Annotated in this window: 25 protein-coding genes, 1 tRNA gene and 1 riboswitch; of the genes, 19 read left to right on the plus strand and 7 right to left on the minus strand. The window is 45.8% G+C overall.

Annotated features, from left to right (window positions below):
* Positions 1-36 precede the first annotated feature (36 nt).
* A complete protein-coding gene (locus NZ043_RS19590; protein WP_091032191.1) occupies positions 37-279 on the plus strand; it encodes a ferredoxin in 243 nt (80 codons plus the stop codon).
* A gap of 218 nt (positions 280-497) precedes the next feature.
* Complete coding sequence (locus NZ043_RS19595; RefSeq protein ID WP_133384240.1) at positions 498-1,940, plus strand: L,D-transpeptidase family protein; 1,443 nt, start codon at positions 498-500, stop codon at positions 1,938-1,940.
* 42 nt (positions 1,941-1,982) lie between these two features.
* On the opposite strand, the gene NZ043_RS19600 is transcribed toward NZ043_RS19595, so the two are convergent.
* Positions 1,983-2,120, minus strand: a complete 138-nt coding sequence (locus NZ043_RS19600; protein WP_017689367.1) for a hypothetical protein — start codon at positions 2,118-2,120, stop codon at positions 1,983-1,985.
* A gap of 255 nt (positions 2,121-2,375) precedes the next feature.
* Between NZ043_RS19600 and NZ043_RS19605 the strand changes: the two genes are divergently transcribed.
* The 3 genes from NZ043_RS19605 (at position 2,376) to NZ043_RS19615 (ending at position 4,892) form a co-directional block, all read left to right on the plus strand.
* A complete protein-coding gene (locus tag NZ043_RS19605; protein ID WP_133384241.1) occupies positions 2,376-3,473 on the plus strand; it encodes a quinone-dependent dihydroorotate dehydrogenase in 1,098 nt (365 codons plus the stop codon).
* Positions 3,474-3,607: 134 nt separating this feature from the next.
* Positions 3,608-4,423 (plus strand): GTP pyrophosphokinase family protein, encoded by an 816-nt coding sequence (locus NZ043_RS19610; RefSeq protein WP_091032183.1) that lies wholly within the window; start codon positions 3,608-3,610, stop codon positions 4,421-4,423.
* Entirely contained in the window at positions 4,410-4,892 is a 483-nt protein-coding gene (locus NZ043_RS19615) for a DUF309 domain-containing protein (RefSeq protein ID WP_091032181.1), read from the plus strand. Before NZ043_RS19610 ends, NZ043_RS19615 begins: the two co-directional genes overlap by 14 nt.
* Positions 4,893-5,108: 216 nt before the next feature.
* Here NZ043_RS19615 and NZ043_RS19620 read toward each other — a convergent pair whose 3' ends face one another.
* On the minus strand, positions 5,109-5,657 hold the full coding sequence (locus NZ043_RS19620) for a thioredoxin family protein (protein WP_036609632.1): 549 nt from the start codon (positions 5,655-5,657) through the stop codon (positions 5,109-5,111).
* Between the two features lie 221 nt (positions 5,658-5,878).
* On the opposite strand from NZ043_RS19620, the gene NZ043_RS19625 reads away from it, so the two are divergent.
* The 6 genes from NZ043_RS19625 to NZ043_RS19650 all read left to right on the plus strand — a co-directional run bounded on the left by NZ043_RS19625 (position 5,879) and on the right by NZ043_RS19650 (position 12,730).
* Positions 5,879-7,576, plus strand: a complete 1,698-nt coding sequence (locus NZ043_RS19625) for an RsmB/NOP family class I SAM-dependent RNA methyltransferase (RefSeq protein WP_339309087.1) — start codon at positions 5,879-5,881, stop codon at positions 7,574-7,576.
* The gene (locus tag NZ043_RS19630; RefSeq protein ID WP_339309088.1) at positions 7,573-8,319 is read left to right on the plus strand and encodes a pseudouridine synthase; all 747 of its coding nucleotides are present in this window, start codon (positions 7,573-7,575) and stop codon (positions 8,317-8,319) included. Before NZ043_RS19625 ends, NZ043_RS19630 begins: the two co-directional genes overlap by 4 nt.
* A gap of 422 nt (positions 8,320-8,741) precedes the next feature.
* On the plus strand, positions 8,742-9,545 hold the full coding sequence (locus NZ043_RS19635) for a Cof-type HAD-IIB family hydrolase (protein WP_249911822.1): 804 nt from the start codon (positions 8,742-8,744) through the stop codon (positions 9,543-9,545).
* 97 nt (positions 9,546-9,642) lie between these two features.
* Entirely contained in the window at positions 9,643-10,683 is a 1,041-nt protein-coding gene (locus NZ043_RS19640; RefSeq protein ID WP_133384246.1) for a hypothetical protein, read from the plus strand.
* Between the two features lie 106 nt (positions 10,684-10,789).
* Complete coding sequence (locus NZ043_RS19645; protein ID WP_133384247.1) at positions 10,790-11,338, plus strand: GNAT family N-acetyltransferase; 549 nt, start codon at positions 10,790-10,792, stop codon at positions 11,336-11,338.
* Between the two features lie 261 nt (positions 11,339-11,599).
* Positions 11,600-12,730, plus strand: a complete 1,131-nt coding sequence (locus NZ043_RS19650; protein ID WP_074094467.1) for a glycosyltransferase family 4 protein — start codon at positions 11,600-11,602, stop codon at positions 12,728-12,730.
* 135 nt (positions 12,731-12,865) lie between these two features.
* On the opposite strand, the gene NZ043_RS19655 is transcribed toward NZ043_RS19650, so the two are convergent.
* Complete coding sequence (locus tag NZ043_RS19655; protein WP_091032171.1) at positions 12,866-13,921, minus strand: hypothetical protein; 1,056 nt, start codon at positions 13,919-13,921, stop codon at positions 12,866-12,868.
* A 204-nt stretch (positions 13,922-14,125) separates the two neighbouring features.
* On the opposite strand from NZ043_RS19655, the gene NZ043_RS19660 reads away from it, so the two are divergent.
* From NZ043_RS19660 to NZ043_RS19675, 4 genes are all read left to right on the plus strand, one after another.
* Positions 14,126-14,707 (plus strand): xanthine phosphoribosyltransferase, encoded by a 582-nt coding sequence (locus tag NZ043_RS19660; protein ID WP_036609617.1) that lies wholly within the window; start codon positions 14,126-14,128, stop codon positions 14,705-14,707.
* A gap of 97 nt (positions 14,708-14,804) precedes the next feature.
* A complete protein-coding gene (locus tag NZ043_RS19665) occupies positions 14,805-15,134 on the plus strand; it encodes a hypothetical protein (protein WP_036609615.1) in 330 nt (109 codons plus the stop codon).
* Positions 15,135-15,253: 119 nt separating this feature from the next.
* Positions 15,254-15,472: a hypothetical protein gene (locus NZ043_RS19670; RefSeq protein ID WP_133384248.1), complete on the plus strand. Its 219-nt coding sequence runs from the start codon at positions 15,254-15,256 to the stop codon at positions 15,470-15,472.
* A gap of 141 nt (positions 15,473-15,613) precedes the next feature.
* Positions 15,614-15,943 carry a carboxymuconolactone decarboxylase family protein gene (locus NZ043_RS19675; RefSeq protein WP_017689352.1) on the plus strand — a complete coding sequence of 110 codons (330 nt, stop codon included), beginning with the start codon at positions 15,614-15,616 and terminating at the stop codon, positions 15,941-15,943.
* Between the two features lie 72 nt (positions 15,944-16,015).
* On the opposite strand, the gene NZ043_RS19680 is transcribed toward NZ043_RS19675, so the two are convergent.
* The gene (locus NZ043_RS19680; protein ID WP_091032168.1) at positions 16,016-16,480 is read right to left on the minus strand and encodes a C40 family peptidase; all 465 of its coding nucleotides are present in this window, start codon (positions 16,478-16,480) and stop codon (positions 16,016-16,018) included.
* A gap of 5 nt (positions 16,481-16,485) precedes the next feature.
* A riboswitch (cyclic di-AMP (ydaO/yuaA leader) is annotated at positions 16,486-16,617 on the minus strand.
* Positions 16,618-17,036: 419 nt separating this feature from the next.
* Here NZ043_RS19680 and pelA point away from each other — a divergent pair.
* Positions 17,037-17,999 (plus strand): pectate lyase, encoded by a 963-nt coding sequence (gene pelA / locus NZ043_RS19685; RefSeq protein WP_036609609.1) that lies wholly within the window; start codon positions 17,037-17,039, stop codon positions 17,997-17,999.
* Positions 18,000-18,137: 138 nt separating this feature from the next.
* A tRNA-Leu gene (locus tag NZ043_RS19690) sits at positions 18,138-18,223 on the plus strand.
* Between the two features lie 146 nt (positions 18,224-18,369).
* On the opposite strand, the gene NZ043_RS19695 is transcribed toward NZ043_RS19690, so the two are convergent.
* A complete protein-coding gene (locus NZ043_RS19695; protein WP_339309089.1) occupies positions 18,370-20,055 on the minus strand; it encodes a carbohydrate-binding protein in 1,686 nt (561 codons plus the stop codon).
* A gap of 422 nt (positions 20,056-20,477) precedes the next feature.
* Between NZ043_RS19695 and NZ043_RS19700 the strand changes: the two genes are divergently transcribed.
* A complete protein-coding gene (locus tag NZ043_RS19700; RefSeq protein ID WP_240767972.1) occupies positions 20,478-21,314 on the plus strand; it encodes a divergent polysaccharide deacetylase family protein in 837 nt (278 codons plus the stop codon).
* Here NZ043_RS19700 and NZ043_RS19705 read toward each other — a convergent pair.
* Positions 21,289-22,032, minus strand: a complete 744-nt coding sequence (locus tag NZ043_RS19705; RefSeq protein WP_091032163.1) for an N-acetylmuramoyl-L-alanine amidase — start codon at positions 22,030-22,032, stop codon at positions 21,289-21,291. The genes NZ043_RS19700 and NZ043_RS19705 overlap by 26 nt on opposite strands.
* A gap of 194 nt (positions 22,033-22,226) precedes the next feature.
* Here NZ043_RS19705 and NZ043_RS19710 point away from each other — a divergent pair, with 194 nt between their 5' ends.
* Complete coding sequence (locus tag NZ043_RS19710; protein ID WP_091032160.1) at positions 22,227-22,445, plus strand: YqzE family protein; 219 nt, start codon at positions 22,227-22,229, stop codon at positions 22,443-22,445.
* Between the two features lie 133 nt (positions 22,446-22,578).
* Here the strand turns inward: NZ043_RS19710 and NZ043_RS19715 are convergent, their stop codons facing one another.
* The gene (locus NZ043_RS19715) at positions 22,579-23,586 is read right to left on the minus strand and encodes a hypothetical protein (RefSeq protein WP_339309090.1); all 1,008 of its coding nucleotides are present in this window, start codon (positions 23,584-23,586) and stop codon (positions 22,579-22,581) included.
* Positions 23,587-23,674 lie beyond the last annotated feature (88 nt).

Consider the following 23,674-nt stretch of genomic DNA (forward strand, 5'->3'; position numbering starts at 1 on the left):
ACTGTACGTTTCGAATTTTAGGAGGAGAGAATGTAAATGAGTAAATATACTTGGGTTGAAAAAGACACATGCATCGCATGTGGCGCTTGTGGAGCAACGGCTCCTGACATCTACGATTACGATGATGAAGGTTTGGCAGAAGTTATCTTTGACGGCGATGCTAACCATGGTATCAAAGCTATTCCAGACGACTTGTTTGACGATATGCAGGATGCATGCGATGGCTGCCCTACAGATTCAATCAAAGTAGCGGATGAGCCTTTCAATAAAGAGGGTTAAGTATTTCTTGCATGAACACAGAGCACTTTCTTTTGTCTTTACGACAAGGGAAGGTGCTTTTTTTGTTTTCATTTTACTGTGATCTTATGACCTGTGGATCAAGGACGATTATTGTCGAAAACCCTTTTTTCCACCGGGTACTCAAGTCCTATGGATTCAACGCCTGGTTATGCCGATATATAATGATATACGGAAAAAGGTGAATAGTGGAGGATCGGATGCAAAATACTCATCTAAGAACATATGTCAAGAAACATCCAGACAATAAAATGGCTTGGTACTTGCTTGGAAAGGAGTACTTGGGCGAAGGACAGGAGGCCAAAGCCAATTATTGTTTTCAGCAAGCGGGCGAGGTTTACGAGGCATTTGAACGCAGTAAAGCTCCTGCTGACATCTGGGTGGACTATCAGGAGAAATTGGTGGAGATGTCTGAGCAAAAAGAGAAAAAACAACGTAGACGCAAAATGTGGCTTACGCTGTTCATGCTGCTTGTGCTGGCAGGTCTGCCACCTGCGGACGCTCCGGGTTTCAGTCGTGAAGCGGCCGACGCACTGTCAGCAGCACTGGAATCCACAGATGACATCGAAGCGCCTGTAGAAGCGGATAAACAGGTTGGAACTGCATCCATTGCGCCAAGCAATGTGTTCACCGCTGCGGCATTTGGTGGAGGCAACCATGGCGAGGCTGCTCTCGCAGCTGCCTGGTCCGGGTCTGGCCCAAAAGTAGAGACTTCGGCTGTACTGGGTATGCAAACCTCGGATGACTGGTCTTTATGGAAACGAAATATGCCTGTGAAATACATAGTACAAACTAATACAAGCGGTAAATTAACTGCACAGAGTTATGATGCCAAGCAATGTAACTGTGAACCTCCTGAAGTTACGCCGAAAATCAAAAAGATGGCCTTGGCGTGGACCGCCAAGCAGGAAGCCGCTGCATCATTATCAAGTGCAATCGTTGCCTATCGCAAAAAAAATGACGCTTGGCCCAAGAGTGTAACGCAAATGGCTCAGCCATTTCCGAATAATATTCTGGGCGAGACTGCGCCAGGGATGACTGAGATGTTTCCGAAGCTGCTAGCTTTGCATCAAGGAAAGGCACAGGAAGGAAAGAACGATTCGAGTGGTAAAGAGAATGGTTCAACGACTTCGAATTCGGCTCAAGGCAAAAATGCCGCTTTTGCAGATACGCTGGGAGGTCAGCCTTTTTTGCAGGAACCGCTGGAGATTGTCATTGATAAGGATATACATAAACTTGCATTAATCAGTGGGGATACCATTGTTCGTATGTATGATGTGGGACTTGGCGGTGATCGAACACCGGAAGGTTCATTTGTCATTACAGATAAAGTGGTCAATCCGAATGGGCGCTCGAACGGTGAGTTTGGAAGCAGGGGTATGCAGCTCTCGAATACAAATTATGCCATCCATGGGACCAACAAGCCAGACAGTATCGGACTGGATGAGTCCCTTGGATGTGTGAGAATGCGTACAGGAGATGTAGAAGAGTTATTCGCTCTTGCTCCGCAAGGCACTCCGGTACGTATTGGAGAAGATGTACTGCCAGATCTGACGCTTGTTCCAGAAGCAAAGCAGCGTTATCAGCATACGCTTGTTCCAAAGCAGAATAATCCGAACAAAACGTATCACTGGCTGAATTGATCTGTTTGATATGTAGAATCAGATGGATTCAGCCTGAATCATCTACATGTTGGCAATAATGATAAGAGCACCAATGATGATGATCAAGCCGCCTACACTGGCTGCAGTCCATGCAATGGCTTTGCGATTCACTTCTTCTTTCTTTTGCTGTAATGCAGGTGGTTTACGTTTGGGAGCCATGAGTTATTCCTCCTTATTTGGAATAGAACTAGTGTAGAGTAACCATGCTCTCATTGTAAAGAATTCAACTCGTCATTTCCAGTGGGCGGGTGGATTTCTTGTGAGCATTTTGTATTATTCGATTTGTGCTGTCTATGCGCAAACTACTTTCCTTTTTAATAAGAAACAGATAGACTTGTGTGTAGAGTGTTTTTTTACATATGAAAAGACGGAAAACGGCTTTTTGGCGTACCGGAACAGAACGGAGTGAGTGATTTGTTATACAGAAGTCTTGCTAAACCTTTGTTGTTCAAAATGGACCCTGAACAGGCCCATCATCTGATTATTGGCGGCCTTAGTGGCATGGGCAGCATCCGTCCGGTTCCTTCCGGACTGCGAGTGATGTACGGCGTTCGTGAAACGTCTGATCTGGCTGTTGACATGTTTGGGTGTCATTTCCCTACACCTGTTGGTCTGGCTGCGGGTCTGGACAAAAACGGACAGGCCGTAACGGGCTTTTCTTCCATCGGATTTGGATTCATGGAAGTGGGAACCGTGACGCCACTTGCACAACCAGGTAACGATCAACCACGGCTGTTCCGTTTGCCTCCAGATGAGGCTTTGGTGAACCGGATGGGCTTCAACAATCTGGGTGCGGAAGCGATGGCAGGAGAACTTTCACGTCTACAGGATCGGCGTATTCCAGTGGCTGTTAACATCGGCAAGAATAAGGCAACGTCTAATGAGGAAGCTCACCTGGACTATTCGAAGTGCATTCAGGCACTATACGATTATGCTGATCTGTTCGTGGTTAATATCAGTTCACCAAATACACCGGATTTGCGTAATCTGCAACATGGGAATGAATTGAAGGAACTGCTCGCTGCGGTTATGAACGAGATGAACGTGCAACATGCACGAGCGGGCGGAGCGACCAAATCCGTTCTGGTGAAGATCGCACCGGATGTGAATGATCAGGAACTTGAATATATGGTTCGCACAATTGCAGACAGCGGTGTTGCTGGCATTATTGCAACGAACACAACCATCAGTCGTACAGGACTTTCCCACCAACATGCAAAAGAGACTGGCGGTCTGAGCGGTAAACCTCTGCGTGAGCGTTCTACGGAGATTATTCGCCAGATCTATCGTCAGACTGAAGGCAAACTTCCGATCATCGGTTCAGGTGGTATTTTCACAAGTGAGGATGCTTACGAGAAAATTAAAGCCGGAGCAAGTCTGGTCGAAATATATACAGCATTAATCTACGAAGGACCTGAGGTGAATCGGCGCATTCATGCCGGACTGCGTGAGTTACTGCGCAAGGACGGTTATCGTCATATCTCTGAAGCGGTTGGTGCGGAGCATCGTTAAGAAGGAATGTGGATCCCCGGATTGAAAATATAGAAGCATGGAAGAGCGTAAAATGGTTCGGGACTCTTCCCCCCACCAAACATCATGTATAATGGAATAGAACAGGGGACGCTATAGAGACAGGAGGCATAAGCATGGACGGTAGAGACTGGGGTACATTTTTACTTCCTTATGAACAAGCGGTAGAGGAATTAAAAGTCAAGTTTAAGACAATGCGGGCGGAGCTGAAAAAACGGGAAGAGTATGCCCCGATTGAATTCGTTACCGGTCGTGTCAAAAAAATATCCAGTATTCTGGAGAAATCCAGACGACTGAATGTGTCGCTTGATGACGTGGAGACAGGCATTGAGGATATTGCAGGTATCCGTATCATGTGCCAATTCGTAGACGATATCCGTCGGGTTGCCGAATACATTCGAGGCCGCAAGGATCTCACGGTACTCATTGAGAAAGATTATATTACGAATTTCAAAGAGAGCGGCTATCGCAGCTTCCATATGATTATTGAGTATCCCGTTCAGACGGCTCTGGGACAAAAGATCGTATTAGCCGAGATTCAGATCCGGACACTTGCCATGAATTTCTGGGCTACCATTGAACATTCTCTGAGTTACAAATTTCGGGAGAGCTTACCGGATGACATGCGAGCCAGGCTGAAAAAAACAGCTGAGGCCGCTTTTGTACTGGATAATGAGATGTCTGCAATTCGTCTACAGATTTTGGAGGCGCAGAAGGCATTTGAGGATGATTCCAATATCGTCTCAAGAACATTGAATATCATTCATCAATTATACTTCTACCACCTTGTCAGTGAAGCGATTGAAGCACAGAAGCGATTTAACGATTACTGGGAACGGCATGATATGGAAGGGCTCAAAGACTTGCTGGATGACGTGAAGAAACTTCTGAACAACGCCAGAAAGGGCGAAAACCCGGATGAGCATCTATGAGCCACTGTACATTGACTACTTAATCTACTTCAATCGGGATCAGGATTATTTCGAGTGCCATGAGGTGCTGGAAGAATTGTGGCTTGAACGGAACCGGGATTCTCTCTATAAAGGGTTGTTGCAAATTGCGGTTGGTTTATACCACTTCAGGAATGGCAATCTCCGCGGAGGAACGATGATGTTACAGAGCTCACTTGATCTTCTGGAACCTTATCCTGCTACGATTCTGGGCATTGACCTTGGGACTTTGGTACGGGATGTACAGGAAATCGTGAAGGAACTGTCCCAATCAGATATTCAGTCTGTGACTTACAGGGATTTGTCCATACGAATTGTTGATGAGGTCTTAGAACAGGAGATATCTAGAAGATCGCTTGAGCTAAAACCTAATATTCCGCAACGCCGGAGTCCTACCAGAGGGCGAATATACGAAGAGAAGATGAAGGCGATGGATCAGGGTAAAAGTTAAGCTGTTATTAGCGTTAACATCCAAATGAGCATCCCATGGATGTGAAGTTCCATGTATATGAAACACCCCGACGATTCCTGTAAAGGGAAAGATCGGGGTGTTTTTGAATGTTGCGTCATATCCAGATGATTGCAGGTGGCACAGCCTGTCCTTCAACAACTGCGTCTGGTGATACAAGTGCCTGATTGTAGATACTTGTGGAAACTGATCTATCAGTTAGCTTGCTGAAGGAGCGGCACTACCTTTATATTTTTGGAAAAATTGTTTGTAATCATCCAGTGTGTAGCCTTGGTCACTGCCATTCTCTTTCAGTCCGCCAACCATACGGTCTTTCTCGACACCAGCCTCATAATAGACGAGTGTAGGCGTGAACTCGATATTGTAATCGGTCCATCCTGCTTCGAATTCACGCAGATTGAACTGCGGAAGCTCAATACCTTCACTGTCAACCAGTGGCATCAACTGAGGTGTTGTTGCACGGCAATGCGAGCAGTCGGAAGCAAAGAAATAAACAAAAAAGCTGTCTTTGTTATCGATTTTGGCTTTGAGATCAGTGGGTACAATAATTTGTTGATAGTTGGGATCACTAAGTAGCTCCCGTGTAGCTGGATTAAGCTTGGAAGCAGCGATTCCATAAGCATTTTCCACTGAATCCATCTGTTTCTTGGATTGCTGGTCTACGACAACCAGTGCTGCAATCATAATGATTAAAATACCCAGGAATATAAGGATCGCAGCACTTTTCTTTTTCTTCTTGGATTTCATTGGACATCCCCCATCGATCATATCGAAATATAGTTTGGGCAAAAATAAAGGTTGGGATAATATGCATAAACACCCGAATTTTTGCTCAGGAATCAATCTACTTGCCATTATACTACATTACACGCTGTAGTGGAATAGATACGATATGATAGGAAAGCAAAGCTTGGATATGATAAAATAAAACGATATTGCAATCTTACCAAGACAGGATGAGTGGGAATATGGGTGTAAAGTTACCTTTGATATTTGCTGAGCGAATGAAAAGTTTGCTGGGTGATGAGTTTGAACAATTTATGAAATCTTATGAACAGTCTCCTCATGCGGGACTGAGAGTGAATACGTTAAAAATATCGATGGAACAATTCGATGAGATCGCTCCGTTTGACCTAAGACCTATTCCGTGGTGTGAGACAGGATTCTATGTACCTCATGGTGTTAAACCGGGGTTGCACCCTTATTATCATGCAGGTCTGTATTATATACAGGAACCAAGTGCAATGGCTCCAGTTGAATTATTGCAGGTGGAGCCTGGAGACCGCGTGCTTGATCTGTGTGCTGCTCCGGGAGGAAAAACGACACAGATTGCTGCAAAGCTGCAAGGAAAGGGTGTACTTGTCACGAACGATATCCATGCTGAACGCACAAAAGCGCTGGCCAAGAACGTGGAATTGTACGGGGTGCGTAACGCCGTTGTTTTGAATGAGTCGCCCGAGCGGATCGCAAATGCATTTCCTCATTATTTTGACAAAGTATTAATTGATGCGCCTTGTTCAGGTGAAGGCATGTTCCGCAAGGATGAAGACATGGTGAAATCGTGGGAACATCATTCGGTGGAAAAATGTGTGCTCATGCAGCGCGATATTCTTGAAACTGCGGCACGATTGCTAGCCCCGGGAGGAACCATCGTATATTCGACATGTACTTTTGCGCCGGAGGAGAACGAAGCGATGATTGCGGAGTTCCTGAATGTAAACAGTGATTTCGTAATAAGTGACATTCCTGAAGAGACAGGATTTGCTCCAGGACGTCCGGAATGGGTTCGTCAGATGATGCCTGAGAAGGCGGATGAGACGGAAGCTGTACTGGGGCAAACGCGTGGCACCGCAAGATTGTGGCCTCACCTTTTGGAAGGCGAGGGACATTATGTCGCTGTGTTGCAGCATCGTGCAGGGCAAGGAATAGAAACAGATCAACCTGGAGTAGTTAAAGAAGGAGCAATGGAGTATGGACAGGTCGTGGATGTGTCCAGGATTGAAGTAGAGGGGAACAATGATCACTCTATTGCTGCTTCTTCAATTGCTATGACCAAGGCTGATCGCAAAAAGGAACGTTTATTGCGAATTGAATCCCGAGAGTCCCATGACAGACAGGCTGGTGGCGGCAAGAATTCGGGTAGACAGAGCAAAAAAGGTAAAGATCACGGTGGACGTAAATCGGAACGGGGTCAGGGACGCGGAACTGATCCAGCAAGTATTGATTCGGTTGCGATCTACACTTCATTTATGAAAGAACAAATGGAGATTGAGTTAACTGGAGAAACGGTATGTTATGGAGATCGTGTGTATCAATCCTCGGTTGGTGCAGCTCGGTTGGAGGGACTGAAAGTCATTCGTCCAGGCTGGTTTATGGGCACGATCAAGAATGGACGATTTGTTCCGTCCCACCCGCTTGCATGTGCTCTGAATGCATCTGAAGCACGGCGTAGCGTAAATCTGTCGTCCGCTGATGGCGAAGCCGTGAGGTACCTCAAGGGTGAAACGTTAAATATTGAAGAAAAACGAGTGGTGCTCAAGGCGGATACGTTTGCCAAAGGGTACGTTCTTGTATGTGTAGATGGTTATGCCGCTGGCTGGGGAAAATGGCTGGATGGTGTGCTGAAGAATGAATATCCGGCAGGCTGGAGGTGGACATCGGTATGAGTGGAAAAGGCAAACAAACGCTACGTCTGGACAAAATATTAAGCCATATGGGTGTGGGAACACGAAGTGAACTCAAAAAGATGGTGAAACAAGGCAGAATCCATGTGGACGGCAAAGCGGTGAAAGACAGTGGTGTACAGGTGAATCCCGAGGTCAACGTCATTGAAGCCGATGGCGAGCGGATTGTGTATCGGGAGATGATCTATCTGATGCTGCATAAACCTCCGGGTGTTGTGTCTGCTACCGAGGACAACAGAGATAAGACGGTACTGGATCTGCTACGCAAAGAGGATCGGGTGTTCAATCCTTTTCCTGTGGGACGACTGGATAAGGATACGGAAGGACTGCTCATTCTCACAAATGATGGTCCACTTGCTCATGATCTGTTATCTCCACGCAAGCATGTGCCCAAAACCTATGAAGCCCGTGTGCTGGGAAACGTGGATGAAGCAGATGTGCAACGTTTCAAGGCGGGCATTCAATTGGATGACGGATACGAGACGCTGCCGGCCGAACTGACTATACTTGGTCAGGAAGAAACGGAAGAAGGCACGATTTCGTCAATCTCGCTTATTATTCACGAAGGGAAGTTTCACCAGGTAAAACGTATGTTTCAGGCGGTAGGCAAGCGTGTGATCTATCTGAAACGCGTTGCCATGGGTGAGCTGGAACTAGCTTCCGATCTTGCTATCGGAAGCTATCGTGAACTAACCGCAGACGAGATGAACCTTCTGCGGAAGTAAAAGCTCCCGACCTTCGCGAAGCGGAGCAGGGAGTCGTGGAGGGAAGCGAAGCCCCGATACTAACGCCGAAGGCGAGAAAGCTCCTGTCCTTCGCGAAGCGGAGCAGGGAGTCGTGGAGGGAAGCGAAGCCCCGATACTAAACGCCGCAGGCGAGAAAGCTCCCGACCTTCACGAAGTGAAGCAGGGAGCCGGGCAGAGAGCGAAGCCCTGCCCGTAATGGTCCCGGTTAAGCTTGGGCGGGAGCGCCGCTAACCAGCGGTGTGCCCGGCAATAAGCGTTCCTACGCCAACCGTGACATAGCAAGACCCGACCTAACACCGGTGAGCAAGACGGGAGTCCAGAGGGCAGAGCCCTCTGGGGCCCTCCCTCGGAAGGGAGGGTTTGGGTGGGTGCGACTACTAACAGATGAGGATGAAGCCAGAATGACTTATAAATTAATTGCACTTGATGTAGATGGAACATTGCTGAATGATCATCATGAACTTACCGAATGGACTCAGGAGACCTTGATCCAAGCTTCCCGTCAGGGAGCAGAGATCGTTCTGTGTTCGGGTAGAGGTCCTGCCAACACGATTCCTTTTATGGAGCAGATGGGACTGGATGGATATGTGATTACACATAATGGCGCCGTTACTGCGCAAGTCGATACCCGTGAAGTGGTTCATCATTTTGCATTAGATGGACAAGGACTGGAGCCAATCATATCCTACTGTCGAACCAATGGAGTACATTTTGATATCAATACAGCATTTGGTCTGTATGTGGATCAACCGGAAGGTTTGGGTTTGCAGGTGCGTGAGATGTATTACAACTTTATGGCAGAGCCACTGAAGTTACCCAAGTGGGTTGACATGACAGAACCGCTGGCGAAATTCACTGCATTTGGTCCGATTGAACAGATGGATGCAGTGCTTCAGGAATGGTCTACCTGGAATCTGCCTTATTATATGACACGGAGTGGTGACTTTTTTATTGATCTGATGCATCCCGAAGCGTCCAAAGGCGCTGCACTGAAAAGGCTTGCCGAATCGAAAGGAATTATGCCTTCGGAGATTATGGCGATTGGTAACTACTTCAATGATATTACGATGCTGACCTTTGCTGGCAAAGGCATTGCCATGGATAACTCACCGGAAGAGGTGAAAGCTGCTGCGGACGAGGTTACACTCTCCAATAACGAGCAGGGTGTGGCACACGCAATCCAAAAATATGTGTTATCCGTCTAACCCTACATCTTATACTTAAAATGCACGCTTCCCTCATAATCTACCGTCCTCAGGGGCATCCTAAGAGAATAACGTTAGGAATGGAGGAGGACACGTGATGAATTATGATGTGGAATTGGTTGCAGACCTGCGGACATCAGGTGGAGAAGTACAGGACGTGATGGTTAATGGTCAATATGCAGGCTCACTTTTCCTTGTGTACAGAGAAGGAGATCGTTTATCAGGGTGTCTTCAGATCGAGCAGGAGTCTCTGCCAGATGGTACAGAGGAACGTATCGTGGAAAAAGTGCATGCCTATGTCCGATCTCTTGCAGACGCGTTGGAAGCTGCATATTATGAAGTGCTGGTTAGTTGTGGCTCATTACATTCCGTTCTCCATAAGCCTGAGTCAGAGAACACATGGCCGTCTGAAGATATGAATCATGACGAAGGCAGCTATGACGATATAGACACCAGTGAAAGTAAGGTAATTCCTGTTTCACAAGCCGAATCGTTTACATATGAAGATCGGGATCAGGTTCTGGAGATGGAAATGGTAAGCGCGGGACGCAGTATATCGACGTATATATTCAATGATGTCGAAGGGCAGGAACTTGCAGAAGCTTCCTTGAAACAATATGGCGCTGATGTACAAGGTGAAATACACTGGTATGACGAGCCGGAAGAGAATCAATTGGAAGCTGCGGCAGAGTTGCTGGTCAGAGAGCTGGATGAAGATATCATCGATACGATTACGATCCGCATGTGGCATCAGGGCAACGAACTTGAGACGCTAGAGTGGGTACATCGCGATTTCTCCGAGGAGTTTGAGGATACCGATGAATCGGGTCTGGATGAGCTGGAAGCTGCTGAAGAAACATGTTATGTCATGCTGAAGCGTAAGGATCGGGAGTTCCGAGTATATGAGCTGTTTCTTCAGGAGCGAGGTGGATTGCCTGTGGGAACAGCAACAATAGACACTTCTCATTCCGATCTGACGGGATACATTGATTACGAGGTTCCTGGTACCAGCATTCAGCGAAAGAGTCTAGTCGAAGTGTTGATGCAGGAGTTGGACAAGGAAATGGAGTTTGATACCTTGCACCTGACGATGTTGTATCGAAATCAGATTATTGATGAAGCCAGAATAGATGGGTAAAGGGCAACCGCCTTTTACCTTTTTTTGTTCTCATTTTGACGAAAAATCCATTTCCCGGTATAGTACCATTAGTTTAAAAGAGATCAGGAAGCGGAGGAGAACAATGATGCACTCATTCAGGATCAGTAGCGAATATATTAACGATGGTTTTCAAGCGGTTCAGGCGAAGCCGGAAGATACGGACGATGTGATGTCGCTGCTGGTGGAGACAGCCGAATGGTTACAGAGCCAAGGTTCTTCCCAATGGAACGCTCTGCTTAAAGGGGAAGATTCTCATGATACGGCAGGGGCGATTCGGCGTGGAGATGTGTTTGTATTTAAAAAAGGAGCGGACGTAGCGGGGATGGTCATCCTTTTGGTTCAGCCAAGCCCTTGGGATATTCATCTTTGGGGTTCAAAAGCTCATCCCGAGGATGGTGCAATTTATCTGCATCGGCTGGCGATTCGAAGAAAATATGCTCAGAGCGGTCTGGGACGGTCCATTTTGCAATGGTCCAGCAGTGGCATACATTTTGAAGGCAAACATACGGTTCGGTTAGATTGCGGAGCGAGCAACGCAACGTTGAACGCCTTTTACGCGCGGAACGGGTATACTTTTTTGGGAGAGACAGATGGTTACAGTACATATGAGAAGCCCGTGGAGCTACTGAGCTGAGAATTCTGAATACCCAATGATTATGTTGACGACAAACGCGAGCGGTTAACAGCTGGATTAAAGCTTTTGCTTCTGAGGGGCACGTTTCATGAATATGTTGTATATACGAGTTGGTGAACAAAAGCTTGATCAGTGTAGCTTTGATTGAGCGGTTTAAATAGCCAAAAGTTTGCACTATCTTACGTAATATAGATGTTCCGGCTTCCCTATGTCATAATGGATAGTAGAGTAGTACGTAAGTTAGAAAGGGGGAAACTAACGGTGAAATTGCTGCAGGCGCTTTTCTTTCCTCCGGAGCAGCCCGGAGGTGTATCCTCTATGATTCCGTATATGCAAGAGAGATTTACAACCCCGAGGTGGGAAATGGATCTGTTCTCGTTGCCAAAGCGAATTCGCAACAAGGGCAGAGAGGAAGTTCAGTTCGAAACGTTTGACTGGACGGAATATCAGGATAGTCCTGTTGTCCAAAAATATATTCAAACCTATCGTGATTATCTTTGGTGGACCAAACTGCGTATTCAGAAGCCCTATGATCTGATCCATGCACACCACCCAATTGCAGGACTTGCGATGAAAACGGTTTTCCCGGATACACCCCTCATTCAGACGATTCACTCTAGTTATGAACGAGAATTAATCCTTAATGGACGCATTGAAACGGATGGACCCGAGCATCGATTCCTGCTTGCGATATATGGTGAGCTGGAACATCAGGCAGAGCGCCTCTTGACGGTGTCGGATTCGTTCCGTCGTTATCTGGCTCCCTACGTGAAGGAACCTGATGTCATCGGTGTGATTCCCAATGGATTTGATGAGAAGCGGTTTAAGCCGATTCCTCATGATAATGCGATACCACAACTGGTCACGGTATGTCGGCTTGTTCCGGCAAAAGGGTTGGATATTCTTTTCAAAGCTTGTGCGGAACTGAAGGGCCGAGGTCATGATTATGTGTTACATATTATTGGAGATGGACCGATTCGTCCTGATCTGGAAGAATTGGCACAACGATTGGGGATCTATAATGAGACCATCTTCTATGGTTACACACTGCACCCTGAGGAATTCATGCCATTCTTTGATATTTTTGTACTTCCTTCACGGGCAGAAGCATTTGGTTCCGTCTTCGCTGAAGCGGCGCTGAGTTGTCTTGCCCTTGTGGGTACGGATGTAGGTGGTATACCGGAACAGATCGAGAACGGTAGCAATGGGTTGCTTGTACCGGCAGAAGATCCTTCTGCATTGGCTGAAGCGCTTGAAAAGGTGATGCTGGACCCGGCTTATCGTTATGAACTTGCCCGTTCAGCGTGTGAAAAAGCCAAGACACATTACTCGCTCGGCAGATCGGTCAATGAGTTGAAAAAGATGTATCTGCAGTTTCCTAGCAAAGCCTAAAACGTAGGGCAAAAAGTGCGAGCCGCTGTGATAAACAGCGGCTTTTTGTCATGTTTAAGGAAAGAGTAACCGCGGTGACTTGTGGTTATGAGGCAAACGGATGCTCATATTCATGAAGCACATGGACCGTGAGATTTATATATTGTTGCGTCTACGAAAGGCGCCCCAGCGGTTCAGTACCAATTTGGCAGCCCAGATTAATGCCATACTTCCAAAGATGGGGTAAAGGATGGATAGCAGGGAACTGAATCCAAACTGACTGAGTGAGTAACACAACAGCATAATGGTTAATGTAATGAAACGGGGGTGAACGCGTATATGTTGTCTCAGTTGCAAGGTCATTCCATAGATATCGGCTACAAAGGTACTGAATATTTCCATGAAAATAAGGGATACATATACAGATTGCACTGCCCATCCAAGTTGAAAGGCAATACTACCCATCGGGATTTCGAATTGGATGATGCCGGGCATCTGAGCTGACATGGCAAAATGAGCTGCCATCAGCATGAAACCAACGCCAATTCCACCCAAAACTCCACCCCACTTCAGCACATTCCGACTACGAATCTGGTTACCTACTGGCACAAGAACAGCTTGAGCCAACACCAGATTGAATGAAGTATACAACAGTGGAGACAGCCACACTTGAATAGGGTTTGAGTCTGTCGTCAGTGTGATGAATCGGGAAGCACCTGGATGATGGATCGTACTGGTGATCATGAGCAGAGATAACAGGAGCATCATGGGCACGACGATGCTATTCATTTGTAGGATGGCCTGAATGCCCCGACCGAGAAGCAGATATGTCCCTACAAGTGTGACGATCAGACCTGTCTGATAATGCAAACCCAGATGTTCGACAAAAACGGAACCTGCTCCGGCAAGCATGACACTGTTCACACCAATGAGAATGAGAAGGGTTACCCAGGTGATCCATTTGCCTGCCTTGTGGCCGAATAAATGTTTGTTCAGATCCTCATAAGAGCGGGACCCGGTATCATGAGCGATCAGCATCATTTTGGTACCTAACCAGACAAAGAGCATGGTGGATAAGCCTATGGTGACGGTGGCCCATTTGCCATACTGGGTAAAAAACTGCAAAATTTCCTGCCCTGTAGCGAAGCCGGCTCCGACAACCGTTCCGATGTATGTAAATGCGATCTGCAGCACCCGAAATGCCTGTTTCATGTGTTTCCCCTCTCAGGCCCCTGTTTAGTTTGGACATGCGGGTACCATGGTACAAGGTATGCTTGACCCACGAAAGTCATGACAATCGATAATGAGCTTTGGCTTGAATTGCGTCCCAAGGAAAGCGCCCAGGCAATTTCGCTTGAACTTATAGATAGATATATGATACTTTTACCTCATAGGATAGGCTTGGGAGGTCAAATCATGGAATTATTGAAACAACGAATTTTACAAGAAGGTGTGGTTATCTCGGATCAAGTATTAAAGCTGGATGGTCTGTTGAACCACCAGATTGATCCTGCATTAACGATGGAGATGGGACGTGAGTTCGCTGCCCGTTTTCGTGAAAGTGGAGTAACTCGGGTAATCACGGTAGAATCCTCAGGGATTCCGGTTGCGTTTGCCGCAGCCTATGAACTTGGGGTGCCACTTGTATTCGCCCGTCGCAAAAAAACACTTCTGGCTGATCCTGATGCTTACTGTGAACGTGTACCGTCCTTTACCAAAGGAATTGTAACTGACATTATGGTATCCCGCGAGTTCATTCATGAGAATGACCGTATTTTGTTCATTGATGATATCATTGCCAATGGCGATGCCGCTCGTGGCGTCATCAAAATTATCGAGCGTTCCGGTGCGGAACTTGTCGGATTCGGCGTTGTGGTCGAGAAAAGTTTTCAGGCAGGGGCACGCACGATTCGTGAACAGGGTATTCCGGTGGAAGCCTTGGTACGCATTCGTTCCCTGAACGATGGTACGGTACAATTTGACGATAACGAAATGTGACATTTTAAAGGAATAGGGCCTATTTTTTGAACTATGCCTTTGCATGACCGCCGATTTCATTTATAATGGGGTTATGTTAGGGAGAGGAGGCAACACCATGGGGAACCAACCGGCAACAGAACAATTTTTCAATGATAAGCTGGCGGAATCGAAAGTTCATTTTGAACGTGCCCTGGATTGTAAACATACGGAATTCGATGACCTTTATCCCTATATGATTGAACATCCTCAATTTTTCTGGTACAAACGCTATGTTGCCTGGTCAGAATTACTGACGATTGTAGGCTTATGCGAAGAGTTGTCCTTCTCTTGGAAAGAACAATTTACACCGCATCAAGTGGAGTACCTTGAAGAACGTGTGATGTCTGCCAAAGTGCTTGATTTTTGGTTCGAGAAGAACGACAGCAAAGAGCACGCGCAGCGGTAACTTTCAGTCGGGACATAATTTCGAATGACATGACAGTCCAATACAGTCACGTGAGACCTAAATGACATTTCATTTAGGTCTCTTTTTGTAAATAAATTTGGAATATAGGAGCCATGAAGATGATAAGTGATACAGAACTGGACGCCCTGCGTCTGTCAGGTGAGAAAGTAAGAGTAGTACGGGACGAGCTGGAATCTAACGATGTAACCGGGATTGTTGTTGCCTGGGATGGCCAGCAGGTACTTATCCGTCGTCAGAATCGACGTGTCGTTAAGCTGGATCGCAGTTACAAATATCAGCTGTTCAGTGAGCCGCGCCAGAGTCCACTTAGTGAGTAACAGCTTATAATTATGGCAGAGCCATGAGCGTTAAATGTTTGGAATTACCATGATTTCTTGGCATAATTGACTCACTCGGGAGAGAAGATAGGTACAGTGAGGAAGATCTGTAACTATAGCCGAGAGGGTGTGCTACAAGCCATGACATTGATGAATGATAAAGTTCATGCCTACAAGGATCAGATTGGAGCATTAAGCGATGTACTGCCAGGTGTGGTGAAGTCATATCATGAGTTTACGGGAGAATGCTTCCAACCAGGCGTGATTGATGCCAAGACAAAACAGCTAATTGCACTTGGCATTGGATTATTCGCCAACAATGAGGTATGTACCTTCTACCATGTAGAAGAAGCACGTGCCAAGGGTGCAACAGATCAGGAGATTATGGAGACCGTAGCCGTGGCCGGAGCTGTTGGAGGAGGACATGCCCTGTCTCAGGGTGCGATGCGAGTGCAGAAGGCGCTGCATTAGTAAGCAATGCAACATACATTTTAAGTACAAAAAAGGCATCCGGTTAATAACCGATGCCTTTTTGTATGTGAATTACATTTTACCTAACATTTTATCATACATAAACTGTCCAGTTACCCGACGTGCTGTTACATAGCGGTCATTGAAGTATGGATTCGATAACTTCGTGATGCTTACACCTTTACTGCTGGAGGCATGAGCGAATTGTCCGCCGCCGATATATACACCTGTATGTGAAATGCCTTTGCCTGTTGTATTAAAGAACACCAGATCACCTGTCCGAACATTGCTTTTGGCTACCGGAGTACCTGCTTTGGCTTGCTGCTGAGAAGTACGTGGCAATTCAATGCTGTATTTGTTGAAAAGATATCTCATAAAACCAGAACAGTCGAAGCCGGCTACAGTCGTGCCACCCCATTTGTAAGGAATACCTGTCATGTTGTTCACTACGGAGTTGATACTGCTTGCCTCTGTGCTTGTTGCCCCGGATGTAAATAATACAGCTGCTCCAAAAATGGAGATAATCAGTTTTTTCAAAATCAATGTTCTCCCTTCGATGCCTACGGAGTTAGCTAAGGGTTCGGTAGAAGGTTCCCTATATTTCCTATGTATAAGAATAATTCACCCAAATTGGTTCCCCCGTTTTCAAACATGAAACTCGGCAATGAATAATTAAGTTTTTGTAACTATTTGAAACTATATTGCATAAATGCGTAATTGTCAAACCCATTTAAAACCCTTCGTAATACCTCAATGTTAGCGGAATTAAGGTTTTTATATGAAAGAAGGGATTAAGTTTGGGTATCATTCATGACAAAAACGTCATTATTGATTCGTTTAAGACGAATTTGGATAAATAAATAGGTTTGTCATGAGTTAAAAGAACTATTCCGTTATGTAGAATTAGAGAGATTATATTCATTAAGTTGCATATATTGACAAAAATCGATTTTTTGCATATTATCTGATTATCCAATCCACATATTGGATTAAAATTGATTTTATTATGCGATAAATACAAATAAAGGAGGTTTGGGGACGCTTATCATAGGTAAAGTAGAAGTGGCAGATTTATAAAAACGAACATAGGAGAGTGTTACATTTGAAAGCGAAGAAAATAATTACTTTTGTCCTGGCATGTACGATGGTGTTCTCAGCAGTTGGAATGGCAGTTCTCCCTGTAGGGACGGTATCTGCTGCGGATGCATCGGGTACTACAGCGAGTATTTCTGATATTTTGAAGAACCAGCTGCCAGATGGAGGTTGGAGAAAAGATTATAAACAGACAAGTGGAGAGTGGGCGAAGTCCACGATAGACAACAAGGCTACATACTCAGAAATTAGAAGATTGGCGAAGGAGTTTAAAAAGACGAATGATCCGCGATACTCCACAGCTGCAATCAAAGGAATTAACTTTTTGATCAACATGCAGTATTCAAACGGAGGATGGCCACAGGTCTACCAAAGCTCCGGATATCACAAGCACATTACCTATAATGATGATGCCATGATTAATGTAATGATCATGCTGGATGAAGTAGCAGCCCGCAAAGGTGATTTTTCATTTATCGACAGCACACTTGCTAACCGCAGTAAAAATTCAGTTGCCAAAGGTGTGGAGGCGATTCTGAATACACAAGTCGTTTCAGGTGGTAAGCTGACAGCATGGGGACAACAACATGATTCCAGTTCCCTTAAACCAGCGAGCGCAAGAATCTACGAAGTGCCATCGCTGACAGCTGGAGAGAGTGTAACGATTGTTAAATTTCTAAAAACCAGACCTGCTAACGCTAAAATTACCGCATCCATTAAAGGAGCTGAGGCTTGGTTTAACAAGGTGAAAATTACGGGTTACAAGTATGAAAGAGCTAATGGAGACAGTAAAATTATCGCAGATTCCAAAGCTGCACCAATTTGGGCACGCTTCTATGAGATCGGAACGGATAAACCAATCTTTATTGGTCGTGACGGGGTAGTTAAATACAAATTAAGTGATATTGATAAAGAAAGAAGAGGCGGTTATGCCTGGTATGGCAACTGGCCTTCCAAGCTGTAATTTGTAGTTAAAGGTAAAGCCCGAATCGACATGGATGTCTGGTTCGGGCTTTATTGTTATTATTTTCAGTGTTGACATGATAGATTCCACATGATATATTATTTCTTGTCGCCAATATTGATGACGGAGATACAATATGCGGTCGTGGCGGAATTGGCAGACGCGCACGGTTCAGGTCCGTGTGGGCTAACCCCCCCGTGGAGGTTCGAGTCCTCTCGACCGCATCTAACAAAAAGACTCCTTAAGCTAATGCTTAAGGAGTCTTTTTTTGCATTTTTTGATATAACACTAACTTTAGACTTGAGTATCCAAGAGGTTACTACTTAGCTGCTCTTACAGCAAATGGTCTTCCATCAGCCATATGGAACTTTTATTGCGCTGCGGTAACATTAATGCTGTCAATATTCGGTCCTTCCGATCCGGTGGTAACCACTTTCAATGTATTGGTCCCCGTGTTCATGGGGACCTGTATTGTTTTTTCAACCCAAGTGGACCAGCTTCCCGTAGCCGGAAAGGGTTCGTTGCTGATGACTTTGGTTCCGTTCACAAAAATGTCGAGGTTCCGTGTTCCACTTTCCAGCGCATAACGAAACTTTACGTTTTTGGTACCTGTTGTAGCGTTATTAATGCCGTTCCATTGAATGGCTGAACCAGTCATCGCATTAAAGTTAACATACCCGGAGCCAGTGTAACCGGGGTAGATTGTTTCAATGGCAGCTTCCGTAAGTGACGTTCCGGTCTCAGCTTCATACGTAGTGCCACTGCCTGTATTCCCGCCGCTATTTCCGCCAGTAATGTTGGCAACAAATGTTGTTACGCTCTGAGGCGGGAGCTGTGCCGTGAAGGCTCCATTGGATACGGTAAGCAGGGTTCCGCTTGCCAGGTTTCGACTGCTGTCCGTAATCCATGAGGACACAGTGGAGGCATTACCATTCTGCAGAACGAATTTTTGGCTTGTGGCTGAAGTTCCACGGTTAATCGCCACGACGACAACTTTGTTATCACCTTTGTAGGCTGAGACAAAGGTGTTCGTATCCGGATTTTTCGTTGCGTCGACTCGCAGGTAGCCTGGACGCACGAATTTGGAGAAATGAGCCATATTATATCCGCGTTTGCTTATGGTACCGTCCTCTTTCATCGGACCATACTGTCTGCGGATGTACCACCACACATAGGCCTGGAAATCACCTTCTACCATGGCATTGTGCATGTGATAGGAAACGTCCAGTGCTTCAGGCCAGCGGTCTGCTGAGTTGTTGTCACTATTCGGAACGTACACCTCAGTCATCCACAGTTCTTTACCGGCTCCTTTTTGCTTAAAGAGAGGGTAGGCAAAATTCGAAATCTGGGTTCCATACGTATGTGCTCCCAGTATGTCCATGTTGGCAAGTGCCTGCGGATCATTCAGGATTGGGTCGGATATATTCTTTAAATACTGGAAGGATTCAGGCGCCATGACTCTGGTACCTTGAATGGACCCGGCATTTTCTTTCATGAATCGAAGGATCTCTTGTGGAGTCCACCAGGTCCAGTCATGAGCATAATCCGGTTCATTTTGCACAGAAATGGCATACAGATCTACGCCGTTATTTTTCATGTAGGTTACAAAGTCGTTCAGATGTTGCGCATATGCGGCATATTTGTCGTATTTCAGACGTTTGGCATTGGTGTCCCCATTGCGGTTGAACGTTTCAACCATGCTGCTTGGAGGATTCCATGGGGATGCAAATACGATAGCCCCTTTTTCAATAGCCCGTTTGGCTGTGGCAACTTCACGATACCAGTTATTAGAATCCGGATCGACGTAGATCCTGAGAATTGAAAAGCCTAACTGATTCTGGTCATTACCAAAAGCAGTTTCACGTTGAGCGGGAGTCAGATCACCAATCCAGGCAGGAAGGTTAATGCCCCCAAAGCCCTTAATCAGTTGTTTTTCCGAGGACAAATTAATGTTGGCATCGCTGGCTGCTGACACATTTGTCGGGGTTAACATCAAAGGCAGGGCTGTTAAACAGGCCAAAAGAACATTAATCGTCTTTTTTAGTTTGAATTTCACTACTTTCATCCTCCTCGATAATGGTAAATGGTTACATAGATAAACCGCGACCAGGAATAACAAACAAGAATAGCGGATTGTCTTGCATTTATTTTATGTAAACCCTTTCAAAACCTCCTTCCATAAATCATAGGAAAGAAATGTAGCATATAAGCTCTTTCATTTGTTGATTCTACTAAATAATTCCTAAACTGAAAACCTGACAAATTACAGTATTTTTTCTAATTAATCTCTATTTTCCAACTGTACAATGACAGTTATTGTCTGAATTGATAGGAAAAAACTGGAATAATGGGGATCTTCGCTTGAGATAGAGGTCTCCAATGGCTGGGGATGTTGTTATTAAGGAAGGCTTTGGCTTACATATTCCTCCCTTCATTATCAAACAATGAGATCACAGAAGTTACGGGGAGGGAATCTTGATGAAGGAACAGAGAAAGAATTATCGATTAATTGCAGGTATTATGGCATTTTTGATTGTGATTTACGCAGGCATATCCGTAGGAGGGCCAACAGCGGCAGCTTCAGAGTCCACATCGAATCACAAACGGTTAGCCATTATCATCGATGATGTTGGTAATGACATGAAGGGTACGGCAGAGATCCTGGCGATGCCAGTTAAACTAACGGTAGCGGTCATGCCTTTTTTACCCACAACGAAGAAAGATGCGATAGCTGCACATGAAAAGGGGATGGATGTGATTGTGCACATGCCCATGGAACCCAAGAAAGGACGACCTGAATGGCTGGGCCCGGGTGCAATCACATCCAATCTAACAGATGAAGAAGTCCGTTCACGTGTGGAGAAAGCGATTGATGATGTGCCCCACGCAATTGGCATGAACAATCATATGGGTTCCAAAATTACTTCGGACAAACGCATCATGTCAATTGTGCTCGATGTATGCAAGGAGCGGGGCCTCTTCTTTGTAGACAGCCGTACGAACTTTCGCTCCGTGGTGGGGGAACTGGCCGTATCCAAAAATATGCCACCTGTAGGCAATGACATTTTTCTGGATGATCAAAACTCCAAGCCACACATTCGCAAGCAACTGGATCTGGCTGCTCAGCGTGCGATCGACAAGAATATCTGTGTTGTCATTGGTCATGTCGGTCATTCGGGGATGAACACATCCGCAGTAATTCGTGAATCCGTCTCTCGTCTGCAAAACCAGGTTCAATTTGTAGGAATCGGTGATCTGGTTCGAGAGGTGTGGCAATGGCATTCTGCTCCTACACTACCGACAGATAATAAATAATGCCATTGGCAATGGACTGGGCGATTCGTTTTTGCTCAGCGGGGTCATTCATTCTGGCTCGGTCTGCTGCATTGCTCAAAAATCCGGTTTCAACGATGACGGCAGGTTGCTTCACGTAATTCAATATATAAAAGGGCTTGCCCCATACGACCCCGTGCTCCGTTCCGTACAACTTGTTCATGGCGTCCTGAATGGATTGGGCCAGCAAATAACTCCTGCCTTCCTTCTGGTGCAGTACCACCGGGCCATGTGCATTCGATCGGGGACTCCAGTTCGCATGAATGCTGACCACGATATCAGTACTTACTTCTTCGCTAAGGCTTTTACGTTGGGCAAGATCTCTGGTATGACGGGAGCGGCTGTTCAGCCAGCGGTTCTCATCACTAAGTGCATAATCACCAAGTCGATTGATGATAACGGCATAACCTTTGCTGCGAAGCAGGAGATAGACCTTTTGGCTAATGGCCAGATTGATATCTTTTTCCAGCACACCTTGGGCTGAGGTACCACCGTCAATACCGCCATGGCCTACATCGAGCAGGATAACGGGTGCTGCAAAGGCATGATGACTTGAGCGATAAGCATCTCCATCGGTCACCGGCAGCATGGATGGACTGTTCTGGGACGGGGCTGCTTTTCCATAAGCGACATGGGGAAGCATGGGAAGGCAATGGAAGCTGATTAGCAAGGCTAACGAAGCGATCAGCAGCTTATACATGGGAATACACACTCCTTCATGAAATAGGTATCGAATGCAGATTAACGACTCGATGGATACCTTTGGCATTAGACTGTGCATTCTGAGGGTTTTCATACTTCTTTCAATAAAAAAATGTTTAACCAGTACACATCCTGCACACAATAGAACTATCGTAAGCTCCGCGAATGTGCAGGAGCGAAGGAGGCAGAATTATGGCCAAAAGTGATGAATTGGTAAAATATATTACGCAGCGTGTTGTTCATTATATTGATACGCCGAAGGAAGAGCGGAAAGGTCGCACCAAAAGGAAAGAGCCGTGGGCGATGAAGTGGTTTGGTATGATCCCTTTCGCTGTATCCCTGTGGGTGGGGAAAAAGGAAAAAGAATTCGATACACAGTCCCATAAACGAAGTTCTTCGGGTAAAGGGTGACAATCGCTTACCTATTTCACTAATGTAAAACCAAAAGACGCAATCCCTTAATAAAATGGGAAGGCGTCTTATTTGTTGTGGATGTTTATAGATGTACAGGTTATCTGATTGTATCTTAAAAATTTGCTGATGATCAAGGATTAACGATGTAAAAATGGCCGTCTTGTTGCAATGTGCTCAAAGGGACAAAGCGTTGAATGGATGATTTTCCACCTAGCGCTACATATAGAATGGACTCTGCTTCCTGATCTGTATGCCATAGCTGATAACCGCTAACGGGTAGAGGACCGCCGTATACGACGTTACGATCACCCGCTGAGAAAACAATCTCTTGATTCTCTCCGTGTTGTATCACATCTTGTGCCCGGTCGGCAGCAACAGGCGTGGCGGTAATCCACAACAGATTGTCAGCCGGATTGAAGACGGGTCGGAGATGAAGTGGATCAACTGATAAAGATGGTATTGTGGACAAATCATTTATGCTGGCAGAGGTCTGTTTGGAATCAGCCTCCAGCAGGTTCAGGAACTCTGACGGTAGTACATCTCCGTTCGTAGCATCAATATAAAGTGCAGGATGGTTAGGTTGTTCCACTTTCCAATAAGCAAGCAGGGGAAGAGCATAACCAAGATGAAGCTCTCCTCCGCCAGCAAGTAATGCCTCAAGGTTCACATGTTGTCGATCCAAGGCTTGTCCAAGAAGTTCATTGTTGTATGGTGACTGTTCTCCATGACCATATTCACTAAGCATCAACTGACCCTGCTCTGTGACTGTAATAATCATATATCCGATAGGTTTGCCTTCAAACTCAGCTTGCACGAGCCAGCTATGTGTACCCGGCCCCAGAGGGTAGAAGGCCAGATCGGCATTCTTCCAATGTGCTTCGGCGGTACCTTTACCAAGTGTAATAGCTTGTTGCTCTGCAAACCGTTGTACAGCAGCGGGAGCTAGCTTTTCATTCTGAATGACATGATGTTCGGGACTATATTCTGTAGATGATACGGGAGATAGTGAAGACGTTTTTTGTTCCTCTGCATTGGCTATCGACCAAAAAGAGAACAGGGCAAGACAACTGAGCAAGCCCAAGGTTATACAGGTTGTTTTCCGAGCGTTGTTCCAACATGTATGAAAGAATCGTTTCAAATTTACACCTACTTTTCATTTATCCGTTACCTGAGCGGGTCCTAGTTTCATTCTAGGGGACAGGCTATGCAAAGGTTGCCGCAACCTG

This window comes from Paenibacillus sp. FSL k6-2145 (assembly GCF_037976585.1).
In the GTDB taxonomy this organism is placed as follows: Bacteria; Bacillota; Bacilli; order Paenibacillales; family Paenibacillaceae; genus Paenibacillus.